A 14,207-nucleotide genomic window follows, 5' to 3' on the forward strand; every position below is an offset into this window, starting at 1 on the left:
GCCGCTGTCAGGGGGTCCCGCCAGGAAGCCCGGCGGGCAGAAAGCCGAGCACCTGGCGGCCGAGCGCCTCGGGGTCGGCGTACGGCAGGGAGTGGTGCGTGACCCCCGCCAGGGTCGCGATCCGTACGCCCGCCAGGGTTCGTTCGGCCCGGGCCGCGACCCGGCGCGGATCGTGCGTCCGGCTCCGCCCGGCCAGCAGCAACAGCGTCGGCACGGCCCGGGTGACGTCCGGCCGCGGCCCCGTGACGACCTTCGTGGTGCGGAACTCGACGGCGCCCAGGCCCATCAGCCGCACCAGTTCGGGCGCCGGCGGCGCACCCCCGGTCTCCCACTCCAGGAACCGCCGGGTGCTCCGCTCCCCGGGCCGTAGGAACAGCGGCAGCGCCCGCAGCAGATACGACGGCCGGAAACCCGCGAAGCACTGGGTCGGATCGAGCAGCACCAGCCGGTTCACCCGCCCCGGCGCCGCGTGCCCGGCATAGCTCAGCGCGAGCCACCCGCCGTACGAGTGCCCGAGCAGCGCGGCCGAGGTCAGCCCCAGCCCGCGGAACACCCCGTCGAGCCAGTCGAGCAGATCCGCCGGCCGCCGCAGCGCCCGCCCGGTGGGCACACTGAGCCCCGGCCCGCCCATCTGGTCCACGGCGTACACCCGGTGCGTACGGGCGAGCGAGGCGGCGAGGGCGTACCAGACGGCCGAGGTGGTGCCGCCGCCGTGCAGCAGCACCAGCGGCGGACCGCCGGCCGGCCCGCACACGGTGACCCGGGTACTGCCGAACTCCGACGCCAGATCGAGCCGTTCCACCGGGACCGGCCACAGCGCCATGGCCTGCTCGTAGGCCGCACGAAAGGCCGCGGTGGGGGTGGGTGCAGGAGTGTCTGCTGTCATGGTGCACCTCCGGGACGAGGAGAAGAGACGCACGAGGCCGTCACTACTGCCTCGCTCGGCAAGTATCTCGCTGAGCGAGGTAATAATGCGGAAGTCCGGAAAGAAAGGCGGCGGTGCATGGCGAAGCAGCAAGCGGCGGACGAACCGGCGGGGATGGACCTGGTTCATCTGCTGCGGGAGGTGACCGTGCGACTCGACCTCGCCGGAGCGCGGTTCGCCGGCCGCAACGGCCTGCACCCCACCGACCTCCGGGCCCTGATCAGCCTGCTGGACGCGGCACGGGCCGGCGAGGAGGCCACCCCCGGCCGGCTCGGCGACCGGCTGGGCCTGAACTCCGCCGGCACCACGGCACTCATCGACCGCCTGGAACGGCTGGGTCTGCTCCGCCGGGTCCGTGACACCCGCGACCGGCGCCGCGTCCTGCTGGAGGTCGACGACCGGGCCCTCGCCCTGGGCCGGTCCTTCTTCGGCCCGCTGATCGACCGCACCATCGCCCTGCTCGCCACCTTCGACGCCGGTGAACAGGCGGCGATCCGGCGGTTCCTGAGCGGGGTGGGGGAGGCGGTGACGGAGGAGGGTGCGCAGGGCCCCTGAAGGGGCGCGGGGAACCGCGCGACCGGCCACGGCGCGGCCGCAGAAGCAGGACGGCGCCTATCGCCCCGCCCCGCGCATGCTCATCGCTTGCCCGACCGCGCCAGCCAGCGCCCCTCGTGCCGGGACACCTCGATCGGACGGCCGAAGCAGGCCGTCATCCGCTCACCGGTCAGCACCTCGTCCACCGGGCCGGCGGCCTGCACCCGGCCGTCGCGCAGCAGCAGGGCGTGGCCGATGGCCGGGGACAGCTCCTCCAGGTGGTGGGTGACCGTCACGGTCGCCAACTCCGGGCGCCCCACGGCCAGTCGGTGCAGCGCATCGATCAGATCCTCGCGGGACGGCAGATCGAGCGCGTTGAACGGCTCGTCGAGCAGCAGCAGCCGGGGCTCGGCCATCAGCGCGCGGGCGATCAGGATCCTGGCCCGCTGGCCGCCCGAACACACCCCGAACGGGCGGTCCGCCAGCTCCTTGCAGTCCAGTTCGGTGAGCAGCTCATGGGCGCGCTCCCGGGTGGCCGCGTCGTACTTGCGCCACAGCGGCTGCACGGTGCCGGTCGCGCCGGTCAGCACGACCGTGTGGCCGGTCGCGTCCTGCGGAACCTTCTGCGCGCCGGAGACCAGACCGATGACGGCACGCAGTTCACGGACGTCCACCGAGCCGAGGCGGTGGCCGAGCACCTCGACGGTGCCGACGGTCGGGAACATCAGCGCGCCGACGAGCCGCAGAAGGGTGGTCTTCCCGGCACCGTTCGCACCGAGCAGCGCCCAGTGCTCACCGGACCGTACGGTCCAGTCGACGGCATCGAGGATGACCTGCCCGCTGGAGTAGCGGCGGACGCCGACTCCCTCCAGGGCGGCGATCACCCGGGCGGACTCGGGGGCCGGCTGCGGCGTGGCCGTTGCGGGGTTCCGGGGCTGCGAAGGCTGCGTGGGGCTCATCGCGGCAGATTAGCTGTGCACGGCACCTTTCTGTGCGGGTGTCCGAGGTGCGGACCCCGGCGGAGAGCGGCAGCAGGAGGGCGTCGAGGCCCCGGGCCGTTACGGCTCGGGGAGCCCCGACAGCGTCCGTTGCCGAGGTGGCGTCCGTACGGTACGCACCGGGGTGGCTACGGCACGGACGGCAGCCCCAACAGCGCCCGCACCCGGGCGTACTTCGCCGTCAGCCGCTCGCGCGTCGGCGCGTCCAGTACGGCCAGCCGGTCCGGATCGGCGTTGTGCGCCAGATCGGCCTCCTTGACCAGCAGCGCCCCCGGCGTGGCCAGAATGCGTGCGGTGTACTCCTCGACCGGTTCGCCCGCCCGCTTGGTGACGGCCAGGATCATCGCCTTGACCGCCTCGCTCAGCGCCGCACCGGCCAGCCACTCCTCGCTCAGCGCGCCGTCCTCGACCGCGTCATGCAGCCAGGCGGCGGCGATCTGCTCGTCACTGCCGCCCCGTTCGCGTACGCCCGTCGCGACCGCGGCGAGATGCTCGGCATACGGGCGGCCCGCCTTGTCCGTCTGCCCCGAGTGCACGCGCCGGGCCAGCGCCTCCACTTCGGCCAGGGACAGCAGCGGGGGCAGGGCGGGTTCCATGGGTGGGATCGCGTCAGCCATAAGGCCATTGTGACGCGGAGGGGCAGGTGAGGCGTGGGCGGCCGGGGCGAACGGGCCATCGAGGAAGGCCCCGGCGACCAAGGCCAGGCGGCCAAGGCGTCTCAGCGCACCGCCGCCGCCATCACCGCCCGTGCGATCGGCGCCGCGCTGCCCCCGCCGCTGATGTCCGCGCGGTCGGCGGCCGCGTCCTCGACCACCACGGCCACCGCCACGGCCGGCTCGTAGCTGTCCTTCGCCCGCGCCCAGGAGATGAACCAGGCGTACGGCGTCCCCTCGTTGCGCACCCCGTGCTGCGCGGTACCGGTCTTTCCGCCGACCGTGACGCCCTTGATGGCGGCCCGTTTGCCGCTGCCGTGCGCGACCACGTCGATCATCATGTCCTGGATCTGCTGGGCGGTGACCGGGCCGATCACCTGGCGGGTGGGCCGGTGCGGACCGGCCGCGATCATGACCCCCCTGGCATCGGTCACCTTGTCGACGAGCGTCGGCGGCGCCAGCCGGCCCCCGTTGGCGACCGTTGCCGAGACCATCGCCATCTGGAGCGGCGTGGCAGCGGTGTCGTACTGCCCGATGGCGGACAGCGCGACCTGCGAGGCATCCATCCGGGTATCGAAGTTGCTCGGCGCGACCGGCGACGGGATACGCAGCCCGGGGTCGTTGAAGCCGAACCGCCGGGCCATGCCGACCATGTCCCGCAGCCCGATCTCGGCGCCGAGCCGCGCGAAGACGGTGTTGCAGGAGGCCCGGAAGGCGTCCTTCAGCGGGGCGTCCTCGCAGCCCTCCGCGGCATTGCCGAGCAGGGTGGCGGTGCCGGGCAGCGGGTAGGGATCGGGCGAGTCCGTCCGGGCGTCGATATCGGTGACCTCGCCGCTCTCCAGCGCGGCCGCCGCGGTGACGACCTTGAAGGTGGAGCCGGGCGGATAGGTCTCCTGAAGCGCCCGGTTGAGCATCGGCCGCGGCCCGGCGGCGTTCAGCCGGTGCCAGGCCGCGCCGACCGCGCCGTCGTTGCCGGACAGCTCACCGGGGTCGTACGAGGGCGTGCTCACCAGCGCCAGGACCTTCCCCGTACGCGGCTCGATCGCGGCCACCGCTCCCTTCTTTCCGCCCAGCCCGTCGAACGCGGCGCGCTGCATCCGGGGGTCGATGGTGGTGTGCACGCTGCCGCCCGGCCGGTGGGTGCGGGTCAGCTGGTCCCACCAGGGGAAGGTGGCGAGCCGGTCGTCGAAGCCGGAGAGGACGCCGTCCTCGGCGCTCTCCAGCAGCGAGGTCCCGTAGGTCTGCGAGGAGTAGCCGGTGACCGGTGCGTACAACGGTCCGTCGGTGTAGGTGCGCTCGTAGCGCAGCCGCCCGCCGCTGTCCCGGGAGCCGGTGACCGGCCGTCCCGCGACGAGCACGGCCCCGCGCGGCTGCTCGTAACGGGCGATCACTCCCCGGCGGTTGGCCGTATTGGCGCCGTAGCGCTCCGTCTCGAAGACCTGCACCCGCGCCGCGTTGACCAGGAGTGCGACAAGGAGCAGAAAGGAGAACGCGGCGGTGTGCCGAATACAGCGGATCAACGGCCCGCCTCCGGTGACGCGGCGTCATCGGCGGAGGCGGGGGGCGGGGCGGTCGGGGGGTGGTGCCGGGATGGGGGCTGAGTCCGGGCCTGGGACCGCATCGGCTTCAGAAAGCCCACCACCCAGCTCCGCGCCCCGAACCCCACGTCACTTCCCCCGTCCTGCGCCACAAGGCTCCTCTCCGGACTCCCTGACGAGGCGGCCGCCCCCGCCCCACTACGGCTCCCCGAAACCACTCCGCTACGACTCCCCGCCCCGTTCCCCGCAGCACCACTCCCCGCGGGACTCCCCGTCGCACCCCCCAATCCGCTCCCCGAACCGTTCCCGGCGCCTCCCCCCTCCGGCCGTGGTGTCCGCGCCCGATCACTGATCCGCAACAGCAGCGCGATGATGATCCAGTTCGTGACGACGGACGACCCGCCCTGCGCCAGAAACGGCATCGCCATCCCCGTCAGCGGAATCAGCCCCGTCACCCCGCCCGCGATGACGAAGACCTGAAGGGCGGGCAGCGCCGCCAGCCCCACGGCCAGCAGGCTGCCGAACGGATCCCGCAGTCCGAGCGCGGCCCGGTAGCCGCGGGCCACCAGCAGCGCGTACAGCAGGAACAGCGCGGTCAGCCCGGCCAGCCCGAGTTCCTCGCCGTAGGTCGCCAGGATGAAGTCGGACTTCATGGCGAAGCCGATCAGATACGAGTGGCCCTGGCCGAGGCCGGTGCCGAGCATCCCGCCCGCCGCGAACGCGAACAGCGACTGGGCGAGCTGACCGGGCCCCCGGCCCGCCGCGATACCGGCGAACGGATGCTGCCAGTCCTCGACCCGGCTGTGCACATGCGGCTCCAGCGTGCCGACGGCGGCCGCCCCGACGCCGGCCAGGATCAGCCCGACCGCGATCCATCCGGTCCGCCCGGTGGCCACGTACAACAGAACGACAAAGATCCCGAAGAACAGGAGCGAGGTGCCCAGATCCCGCTCCAGCACCAGCACCGCGACGCTGATCAGCCAGATCGCGACGATCGGTCCGAGCACCCGGCCGGTGGGGAGCCGCAGCCGCCCCATCCGGCGTCCCGTGTGGGCCAGCGCGCTGCGGTTGGCGGCCAGATAGGCCGCGAAGAAGACGGTGATCAACACCTTGGCGAACTCGCCCGGCTGAATGGAAAATCCGGCGATACGGATCCAGATCTTCGCCCCGTTGATCGCGGGAAAGAGAATCGGCGCAGCCATGAGCAGCAGCGCGAGCGCCGCACAGACATAGGCGTACCGCTGGAGCACACGGTGGTCGCGCAACAGCACCACCACCGCGATGAAGAGCCCGACGCCGACCGTCGACCACATCAGCTGGGTGGGCGCGGCATGGTCGGCCGGGGTGTCCAGATCGAGCCGGAAGATCAGCACCAGCCCGAGCCCGTTGAGCAGTACGGCGGTGGGCAACAGCAGCGGATCGGCATACGGGGCGCGGAAGCGGACGGCGAGATGCGCGAGCAGCGCGAGCCCGGCGAGCCCCGCCCCGTACCGGACCGCACCGCCCGGCAGCGCATGCCCGCGGGCCAGCCCCACGACGAGATATCCGCAGACGCTGATCAGGACCGCGCCTACAAGGAGGGCCAGTTCAATGCCCCGCCGCTTGGGCAGCAGCGGCAACGGGGGAGGGGTGTCCGCCGGGCGCGCGGCCGCCGCCCTCGCCATTGCCGTCATGCCTGGCAACGTAGCAAGCAGCGGCCGCTATTTCCGTTATGTCCGATGCGACGTTCGGGGCGTACGCGCACGCCACCCGGAAGGTAGGGGTGAGGCAGTGGGGAATGCAGGGGTAGGGCAGGGGAGGATCAGGGGGAAGTAGAGGTCGTTCCAGGGGTGGCAAGGGGTGCCCTCAGGGGGCGCCGGGGCGCACCACTGGGACGGGCGCACCGCCGGGCCGGGCGCATCCCCGGGGCGGGCGTGCCGCCTCGGCCCACGCCGCCCTCAACACCACCGCGGATCCTCCCCGTCGTTCACGATGTGCCGCGTCGAGGACCAGACGTACGAGGCATCGCTGAGCTTGTACCAGACCGGGTTGTCCTCGATGAGCTGCCCGTTGAGCCGGCAGGAGATCCCGACGACGGACCCGTACTCCTTCAGGCCGATCGCACGGAACTCGGTACTCGGCCCGGTACGCAGCACCAGCCCCTCCTTGGCGACGACCCGCCCCTCGTACTCCGTGAGCTCGTCACCCTCCGGGTCATTGGCCGCCAGGGCAGGACCGGCTGCGAGGACCCCGGCCAGCGCACCGGACAGAAAGCAAAGAGCGAACGTGCCGAACGTGCCGGACTTCGACTTCGGAAACATGCGCTTCCTCCTGCGAAGGGAGAGTCCCAGGGGAATCCCTGTGGGGTGAATCGAGCAGAGTTGCCGGGCGTCACTCAACGGACGGGCCGGGGCGGACGCCCCGCCGGTGCGGTGCCTGTCGCACCCTTCCCCGGTTACGAGTGCGGCTCCTCCGTCACGCGCCGCCCTCCCGCACCGCGCCGTGCCGCCTGCCTCGCTCTCCTCTCACGCTAAGGAGGGCGCGGAGAGTCCGCAACTCATCACGCTCTGTGATCGGCGCTGAGCGGCGGCGCCGGGCGGCCGAAGGCGAGGCGGCCCACAGGAAGTGCGCGAGAGCGGCGGGCAACTCGTAGCGCCGGGCGCACGTCTAAGGAAGGAGCCATGAGGGAGTCATACGGGAGTCAGGGAAGAGTCAGGGTCGAACCAGGGGTCTCCCAGGGGTATCCCGGGTTGTTCCGCGAACGCCGCCAATGGCACTTTGTAAACTCGTCCAGACCGAATAGAAGAAGAAGGCCGAGGCCGAGCTCGTCACGCTGATGCGGACGACCGAAGACTCCGGTCGATGGCATGGACCTGTGCCATGACCACCGCAAGCGAGGGGCTATGGCGTACGTCACACCCGTAGACGCCGAGTGGGGGTTCCGTGCTGTCCCGGCCGTCTTGGGCCGCCGAGCGCGGGTGACCGTCCCCCTCGACGAAAGGCAGTATTAGCGTCATGACGACTCTCCGTTCCCGGATCATCGCCTGGGCCGGCCGCATGTATCTGGCGAGAACACAGAAGAAAGGCTTCGACCTGTCTCGAATGTCTTTCTTGCCCGAGTCCGTCCTGATGCCATTGCGGCGCGACGGCCTCAACCCGGTGGGCGATTTGGCAGCCGTCCGGGAGCGGGAGCCCGTCAGCAAGCTTCCCGTGCCGATAGCCGCCAACGTCTGGCTGGTCACCGGCTACGACGAGGTCAAGGCGGTGCTCGGAAAGGCCAATGCCTTCAGCTCCGACTTCACCAACCTCGTCGGCAAGGCCGGCGCCGGCGCCGAACAGAACCCCGGCGGACTCGGATTCGCCGACCCGCCCGTGCACACCCGTCTCCGTCGGCTCCTGACGCCTGAATTCACCATGCGGCGCCTCGGGCGGCTCACACCCCGTATCCATGAGATCGTCGAGGAACGCCTCGACGCGATGGAAAAGGCAGGAAAGGACGGCGAACTGGTCGACATCGTCCACTCATTTGCCCTCCCCATTCCCTCCCTCGTGATTTGCGAGCTCCTCGGCGTCCCTTACGAAGACCGCGCCGACTTCGAACGCCTCAGCGCCGCCCGCTTCGACCTTTTCAGCGGAGCGAACGCCTCCTTCGGCGCCATATCTGAATCCCTTTCGTATTTCCGGGACATCGTCAAGAAGCAGCGCGAAAACCCGGGTGACGGCCTGCTCGGCATGATCGTGAAGGAACACGGCGACACGGTCAGCGACGAAGAACTCGCAGGCCTGGCCGACGGCGTCCTCACCGGCGGCTTCGAAACCACCGCCAGCATGCTGGCCCTCGGCGCCCTCGTCCTCCTCCAGGACCCGAAGCATTTCGCGGCCCTCCATGACGGCGACGACGTCGTCGAAAGCTATGTCGAGGAACTCCTCCGTTACTTGACCGTCGTGCAGGTCGCCTTCCCGCGCTTCGCCCGCGAGGACCTGGAAATCGGCGGCGTCCAGATCGCCTCCGGAGATGTGGTGCTGTGCTCACTGAGCGGTGCGGACCGGGACGGCAAACTGGGCCCGGAAATGGAACAGTTCGACCCCACCCGCAACGTTCCCTCCCATCTCGCCTTCGGCTACGGAATTCACCGCTGCGTAGGCGCGGAACTGGCCCGCATGGAACTCCGCGCCGCCTACCCGGCACTGGTACGCCGCTTCCCGAACATGCGCCTCGCCGCCAACCCCGAGGACCTCGAATTCCGCAAACTCTCCATCGTCTACGGACTCGAATCGCTCCCGGTCCATCTCAACAACTGACCCCACCCCACCCCTGCGCCCCGCACTGACCGGGCACTCGGCCGAGGCGCCTGGTGCCCGGTTTTGCGGTGCCCGGACCGTGTCCAGTCGTCGTTCCGCCCACATATGGCTCACCGTCAACTGGGGCAAAGCGCACAGCGGTTCCGGCCGCCGGCTCAGGAACTCCCGGGGCATGGCCTCGAATGCGACGGAAACGTGGTCCGGTACGCGCGATTCGCTGGATCCACCGGCCGTCGCCCCTCTCGCCCCCGAGCGGGCCGGACACGGTGCGTATCCGCTGCCCTCACCGCCGGTACTCGCGCTTCACCATCGACGGCACGCAGACATGAAAAGACCCCGCCCAGCATCTCTGCGCTGGCGGGGTCTTCAGGCACCTCATTCAAGGTGCCCCCGGCAGGATTCGAACCTGCGCACACGGCTCCGGAGGCCGTTGCTCTATCCCCTGAGCTACGGGGGCGTTGTCGCTGTGTGTTGCGGCGACGGGTAGAACCCTACCAGCTCTGATGGGGTGTTCATGAACAGGTTTCGTCGGTGGCGGGTACGGGGGGTGCGGCCGGCTGACCGGGCCGTAGCGCATGTGCGGGCCGTGGTGCGGGACGCTCGGGGAAAGGTCCCTCGCACGGGGGCGGAAGTGGGGAAAACCGGGACGCAGTCGCAGGTGGGGTCCTAGTCTCATGGTGTGCCTGGCTTGTCCGGTCGGATCCTTGTTGTCGACGACAACAAGGTGATCCGCCAGTTGATCAGGGTCAATCTCGAGCTGGAGGGCTTCGAGGTCGTGACCGCGGCTGATGGTGCCGAATGTCTGGATGTCGTGCACCACGTGAGACCTGATGTCGTGACCCTTGATGTCGTGATGCCGCGGCTCAACGGTCTGCACACCGCGGCGCGATTGCGCTCCGATCCGCGGACGTGGGACATCCCGATCGCCATCGTCAGTGCGTGCACCCAGGGTGAGGTGGACAACGGCGAATCGGTGGGCGTGGACGCGTTTCTCGCGAAGCCTTTCGAGCCGGCCGAGCTGGTGCGGATCGTGGGGATGCTGGTGCGGGAGGGGCGGCAGCGGCAACGCGAGCGTGGGCCCGAGGGTGGGGCCGGGGAAGAGGACGGGGAAAGCGACGGGGGCGGGGGAGCGGCGGGGCGTGCTGCCCCGTCCGGTGGGGTCGCGGCGTCCGGTGGGGTCGGCATGGTGGATACGGGCGGGGAGTAGCCGGACGTGGTGACCGGGCGCCCTGGAGCGTGACGGGGAGTGTCCACAGGGCGAAACCGGGTCGCATGGGTACCCCGGGTCTCCCATACGCTTGTCCTGTGACCCCCGCTGAGCTCGCCCGTACCGTCCTGCGCTCCGTGCGTGGTGCGGTGGAGGAGCAGGAGCTCTCCGTGGCCGTGCCGGCGCGGATCGTGGTGCAGCCGCCGCCGCGGCCCGGGTGTGGGGACTACGCCTCCAATGTCGCGCTCCAGCTTGCCCAGCAGGCGGGGCGGCCGGCTCACGAGGTCGCCGAGATTCTGCGGAAGCGGCTGAGCGGAAGCGCCGGGATCGCCCGGGTCGAGATCGCCGGGCCGGGGTTCTTGAACTTCACGTTGGGGGACGGGGCGCAGGTCGCGTTGGTACGGGAGGTACTGGCGCGGGGGGAGAGCTACGGGGGACCGGCTGCGGGGCAGAGCCGGGTGACGGCTGCCCCGGCGACCAGCTCCGCGACCGCCTCGGCTGCCCACACTGCGACCGACCCGGCGACTGCCCCTGCGGCCGGCCCCACGACTGCCCCGGCAGGTGACGCCCGCGCCGTCGTCGTCGCCGAGGCGCTCGCGCGGATCGACACGGCGGCCGGGCTCGGTGGTCGCCGTGTCGCCGGTGAACAGCCCGTTCTCACGCCCACTCCGTACGACCTCGCCACTCTCGTCGCCCGCCTCGGCGCCGACGAAGCGCGCTGGGTGTTGTTGCGGCCGGCCGCGCAGGATCCGGTGCGGGTGCCCGAGCGGCCGGTGCAGCGGGAGAGCAATCCGCGGTTCCGGGTGCAGTACGCGTATGCGCGGGCGCGGGCGCTCGGGCGTCACGCACGGGAGCTGGGGTTCGGGAGTGAGCCGGGGGACGTGGGTGCTCCGGTTCGGGGGCAGGCCGCGGACGACGGCTCGTCGGACGGGGCCGGGTCCGCCGCGCAGGCCCTGAAGAGCTTTCACACCCTTCTCGCCACCTACCCCTCCGCCGTCGAGAGCGCCGCGCGGCTGCGGGCGCCGGACCGGGTGGTGCGGCATCTGGAGGCCACGGCGGACGCGTTCTTCCGGTGGCATGACGTCTATCCGCCGCTGCCCGTCGGGGAGCAGAAACCCTTGGCCGTGCATCGCTCCCGGCTGGCCCTTGCCGAGGCCGGCCGGACGGTGCTCGCCAACGGCCTGCGACTGCTCGGCATCTCCGCTCCCGAACACCTCTGAACGATTTTGAGGGGATCTCCACTGTCATGAGCCGTTCCGCGCACCCCGCAGGACCCCGGCACGCCGATGTGCTGCCCGAGGGGCACTACGCCGGGCCGCCCGCCGATCTGAACACCCTCGACCCGCGGGTCTGGTCCCGTACGGTCCAGCGCGACGCCGACGGTGTGGTCACCGTCGGCGGGCTGGATGTCGCCGCGCTCGCCGCGGAATTCGGCACTCCGGCGTATTTCCTGGACGAGGACGACTTCCGGGCGCGCTGCCGGGCCTGGAAGGACGCCTTCGGGCCGGGAGCCGATGTCTTCTACGCCGGGAAGGCGTTCCTGTCCCGGGCCATCGTGCGGTGGCTGCACGAAGAGGGCCTGAACCTCGACGTCTGTTCCGGGGGCGAGCTGGCGACGGCGCTGGCGGCCGGAATGCCTCCCGAGCAGATCGCGCTGCACGGGAACAACAAGAGCACCGAGGAGATCACCCGGGCCGTCGAGGTGGGCGTCGGGCGGATCGTGCTCGATTCCTTCCAGGAAATGGTGCGGGTCGCCCATGTCGCGGAGCGGCTGGGCAAGCGGCAGCGGGTGCAGATCCGGGTCACGGTCGGTGTCGAGGCGCATACGCATGAATTCATCGCGACCGCGCACGAGGACCAGAAGTTCGGTATCGCGCTGGCGGGCGGGCAGGCGGCGGAGGCCGTGCGCCGGGCGCTCAAGCTGGACGGCCTGGAGCTCATCGGAATTCACAGCCATATCGGGTCGCAGATTTTCGATATGGCGGGATTCGAGGTCTCGGCCCGCCGGGTGGTGCAGCTGCTGACCGAGGTACGGGACGAGCACGGCATCGAGCTGCCCGAGATCGACCTGGGCGGCGGCCTCGGCATCGCGTACACCTCGGACGACGATCCGCGCGAGCCGCACGAGATCGCCACCGCGCTGGGCGAGATCGTGCGCCGGGAGTGCGAGTCGGCGGGGCTGCGGATGCCGCGGCTGTCGGTCGAGCCGGGGCGCGCGATCGTGGGCCCGACCGCCTTTACGCTGTATGAGGTCGGGACGGTCAAGGAGCTGGAAGGGCTGCGGACGTATGTGTCCGTGGACGGCGGGATGTCGGACAACATCCGGACGGCGCTCTACGACGCGGAGTACAGCGTGGCGCTGGTCTCGCGTACCTCCGATGCCGAGCCGATGCTCTCGCGCGTGGTCGGCAAGCACTGTGAGAGTGGCGACATCGTCGTACGCGATGCCTTCCTGCCGGCGGATGTGGCGCCGGGGGATCTCCTCGCGGTGCCGGCGACCGGTGCGTACTGCCGTTCCATGGCGAGCAACTACAACCACTCACTCCGGCCGCCGGTCGTAGCGGTGAAGGACGGTGCGGCCAGGGTGATCGTCCGGCGGGAGACGGAGGAAGATCTCCTGCGGTTGGATGTCGGGTAGGGCCGGATCGCCGGATCCCGACCCCGGGTGAAATAAATGTCTCGGCATCTGGACGACGGGCGGAAACTGCCGTTCGGTGCGTGAGACTTGTGCATGAGCAAGCTGGAATTCGCTGATCGATGAGAAGCAGAGGTCGAATGATGCGTACGCGTCCGCTGAAAGTGGCGCTCCTGGGCTGTGGTGTGGTCGGCTCAGAGGTGACGCGCATCATGACGACGCACGCCGACGACCTCGCCGCCCGTATCGGTGCGCCCGTGGAGCTCGCCGGGATCGCCGTCCGCCGCCCCGACAAGGTGCGCGAGGGCGTCCCGGCCGAGCTGGTCACCACCGACGCGACCGCGCTCGTCAAACGCGGCGACATTGATGTCGTGATCGAGGTCATCGGCGGTATCGAGCCGGCCCGCACGCTCATCACCACCGCCTTCGAGCACGGTGCGAGCGTGGTCTCCGCCAACAAGGCGCTGGTCGCGGCGGACGGGGCGGCGCTGCACGCGGCGGCCGAGGCCAATGGCGCGGACCTGTACTACGAGGCCGCCGTCGCCGGCGCGATCCCGCTGGTGCGGCCGCTGCGCGAGTCGCTGGCCGGCGACAAGGTCAACCGGGTGCTCGGCATCGTCAACGGCACCACCAACTTCATCCTCGACAAGATGGACTCGACGGGGGCCGGTTACAGCGAGGCGCTCGACGAGGCGACCGCGCTGGGCTACGCCGAGGCCGACCCGACCGCCGATGTCGAGGGCTTCGACGCCGCCGCCAAGGCCGCGATCCTGGCCGGTATCGCCTTCCACACCCGGGTGACCATCGACGATGTGCACCGCGAGGGCCTCACGGAGGTCACCGCGGCCGATATCGCCTCCGCCAAGCGGATGGGCTGCACGGTCAAGCTGCTGGCCATCTGCGAGCGGGCCGCGGACGGTGCGTCGGTGACCGCGCGGGTGCACCCCGCGATGATTCCGCTGACGCATCCGCTGGCCTCCGTCCGTGAGGCGTACAACGCGGTCTTCGTCGAGGCCGAGGCGGCCGGCCAGCTGATGTTCTACGGGCCGGGCGCGGGCGGTGCGCCGACCGCCTCCGCGGTCCTCGGCGACCTGGTCGCGGTCTGCCGCAATAAGCTCGCCGGGGCCACCGGACCGGGCGAGTCCGCCTACACCCGGCTGCCCGTCAGCCCCATGGGCGCGGTCACCACGCGCTACCACATCAGCCTTGATGTGGCCGACAAGCCCGGCGTGCTCGCGCAGGTCGCGAACATCTTCGCCGATCACGGCGTATCGATCGATACGGTCCGTCAGCAGGGCAAGGACGGCGAGGCATCCCTCGTCATCGTCACCCACCGAGCGGCGGACGCGGCCCTGTCGTCGACCGTCGGGGCACTGCGCGAGCTGGACACCGTGCGCGGTGTCGCCAGCATCATGCGGGTCGAAGGGGAGTAAAGG

12 protein-coding genes and 1 tRNA gene are annotated in these 14,207 nt (G+C 70.8%); 6 read left to right on the forward strand and 7 right to left on the reverse strand.

Annotation, left to right across the window (positions count from 1 at the left end; translation table 11 throughout):
* Window positions 1–7: 7 nt before the first annotated feature.
* Window positions 8–886 carry an alpha/beta fold hydrolase gene (locus CP981_RS26505; RefSeq protein WP_085922909.1) on the reverse strand — a complete coding sequence of 293 codons (879 nt, stop codon included), beginning with the start codon at window positions 884–886 and terminating at the stop codon, window positions 8–10.
* A 117-nt stretch (window positions 887–1,003) separates the two neighbouring features.
* On the opposite strand from CP981_RS26505, the gene CP981_RS26510 reads away from it, so the two are divergent.
* Entirely contained in the window at window positions 1,004–1,480 is a 477-nt protein-coding gene (locus tag CP981_RS26510) for a MarR family transcriptional regulator (protein WP_085922910.1), read from the forward strand.
* A gap of 80 nt (window positions 1,481–1,560) precedes the next feature.
* On the opposite strand, the gene CP981_RS26515 is transcribed toward CP981_RS26510, so the two are convergent.
* The 5 genes from CP981_RS26515 to CP981_RS26535 form a co-directional block, all read right to left on the reverse strand.
* Window positions 1,561–2,343 carry an ABC transporter ATP-binding protein gene (locus tag CP981_RS26515; protein WP_085922911.1) on the reverse strand — a complete coding sequence of 261 codons (783 nt, stop codon included), beginning with the start codon at window positions 2,341–2,343 and terminating at the stop codon, window positions 1,561–1,563.
* A gap of 242 nt (window positions 2,344–2,585) precedes the next feature.
* Window positions 2,586–3,074, reverse strand: a complete 489-nt coding sequence (locus tag CP981_RS26520; RefSeq protein ID WP_244329796.1) for an HD domain-containing protein — start codon at window positions 3,072–3,074, stop codon at window positions 2,586–2,588.
* 101 nt (window positions 3,075–3,175) lie between these two features.
* The gene (locus tag CP981_RS26525; protein WP_085922913.1) at window positions 3,176–4,630 is read right to left on the reverse strand and encodes a penicillin-binding transpeptidase domain-containing protein; all 1,455 of its coding nucleotides are present in this window, start codon (window positions 4,628–4,630) and stop codon (window positions 3,176–3,178) included.
* Window positions 4,627–6,312, reverse strand: a complete 1,686-nt coding sequence (locus CP981_RS26530) for an FtsW/RodA/SpoVE family cell cycle protein (protein WP_425282221.1) — start codon at window positions 6,310–6,312, stop codon at window positions 4,627–4,629. The genes CP981_RS26525 and CP981_RS26530 overlap by 4 nt, the downstream gene beginning before the upstream one ends.
* Before the next feature lie 273 nt (window positions 6,313–6,585).
* Complete coding sequence (locus CP981_RS26535) at window positions 6,586–6,948, reverse strand: SH3 domain-containing protein (protein WP_085922914.1); 363 nt, start codon at window positions 6,946–6,948, stop codon at window positions 6,586–6,588.
* A 694-nt stretch (window positions 6,949–7,642) separates the two neighbouring features.
* Here CP981_RS26535 and CP981_RS26540 point away from each other — a divergent pair.
* Complete coding sequence (locus CP981_RS26540; RefSeq protein WP_085922915.1) at window positions 7,643–8,929, forward strand: cytochrome P450; 1,287 nt, start codon at window positions 7,643–7,645, stop codon at window positions 8,927–8,929.
* 385 nt (window positions 8,930–9,314) lie between these two features.
* Here the strand turns inward: CP981_RS26540 and CP981_RS26545 are convergent.
* Window positions 9,315–9,386: transfer RNA gene (locus tag CP981_RS26545), tRNA-Arg, on the reverse strand.
* Between the two features lie 222 nt (window positions 9,387–9,608).
* Here CP981_RS26545 and CP981_RS26550 point away from each other — a divergent pair.
* From CP981_RS26550 to CP981_RS26565, 4 genes are all read left to right on the forward strand, one after another.
* Window positions 9,609–10,136: a response regulator gene (locus CP981_RS26550; protein ID WP_345677087.1), complete on the forward strand. Its 528-nt coding sequence runs from the start codon at window positions 9,609–9,611 to the stop codon at window positions 10,134–10,136.
* Between the two features lie 98 nt (window positions 10,137–10,234).
* On the forward strand, window positions 10,235–11,356 hold the full coding sequence (gene nrtL, locus CP981_RS26555) for an ArgS-related anticodon-binding protein NrtL (RefSeq protein ID WP_085922916.1): 1,122 nt from the start codon (window positions 10,235–10,237) through the stop codon (window positions 11,354–11,356).
* Between the two features lie 26 nt (window positions 11,357–11,382).
* Entirely contained in the window at window positions 11,383–12,774 is a 1,392-nt protein-coding gene (gene lysA, locus CP981_RS26560; RefSeq protein ID WP_085922917.1) for a diaminopimelate decarboxylase, read from the forward strand.
* A gap of 137 nt (window positions 12,775–12,911) precedes the next feature.
* Complete coding sequence (locus CP981_RS26565) at window positions 12,912–14,204, forward strand: homoserine dehydrogenase (RefSeq protein WP_085922918.1); 1,293 nt, start codon at window positions 12,912–12,914, stop codon at window positions 14,202–14,204.
* The last annotated feature ends 3 nt before the right edge of the window (window positions 14,205–14,207 follow it).

Source organism: Streptomyces platensis (genome assembly GCF_008704855.1).
GTDB lineage: Bacteria > Actinomycetota > Actinomycetes > Streptomycetales > Streptomycetaceae > Streptomyces > Streptomyces platensis.

Coding starts and splice junctions, on each gene's coding strand:
- CP981_RS26505 (WP_085922909.1), bottom strand. CDS start 886: ATGACAGCAGACACTCCTGCACCCACCCCCACCGCGGCCTTTCGTGCG.
- CP981_RS26510 (WP_085922910.1), top strand. CDS start 1,004: ATGGCGAAGCAGCAAGCGGCGGACGAACCGGCGGGGATGGACCTGGTT.
- CP981_RS26520 (WP_244329796.1), bottom strand. CDS start 3,074: ATGGCTGACGCGATCCCACCCATGGAACCCGCCCTGCCCCCGCTGCTG.
- CP981_RS26530 (WP_425282221.1), bottom strand. CDS start 6,312: ATGGCGAGGGCGGCGGCCGCGCGCCCGGCGGACACCCCTCCCCCGTTG.
- CP981_RS26535 (WP_085922914.1), bottom strand. CDS start 6,948: ATGTTTCCGAAGTCGAAGTCCGGCACGTTCGGCACGTTCGCTCTTTGC.
- CP981_RS26540 (WP_085922915.1), top strand. CDS start 7,643: ATGACGACTCTCCGTTCCCGGATCATCGCCTGGGCCGGCCGCATGTAT.
- lysA (WP_085922917.1), top strand. CDS start 11,383: ATGAGCCGTTCCGCGCACCCCGCAGGACCCCGGCACGCCGATGTGCTG.
- CP981_RS26565 (WP_085922918.1), top strand. CDS start 12,912: ATGATGCGTACGCGTCCGCTGAAAGTGGCGCTCCTGGGCTGTGGTGTG.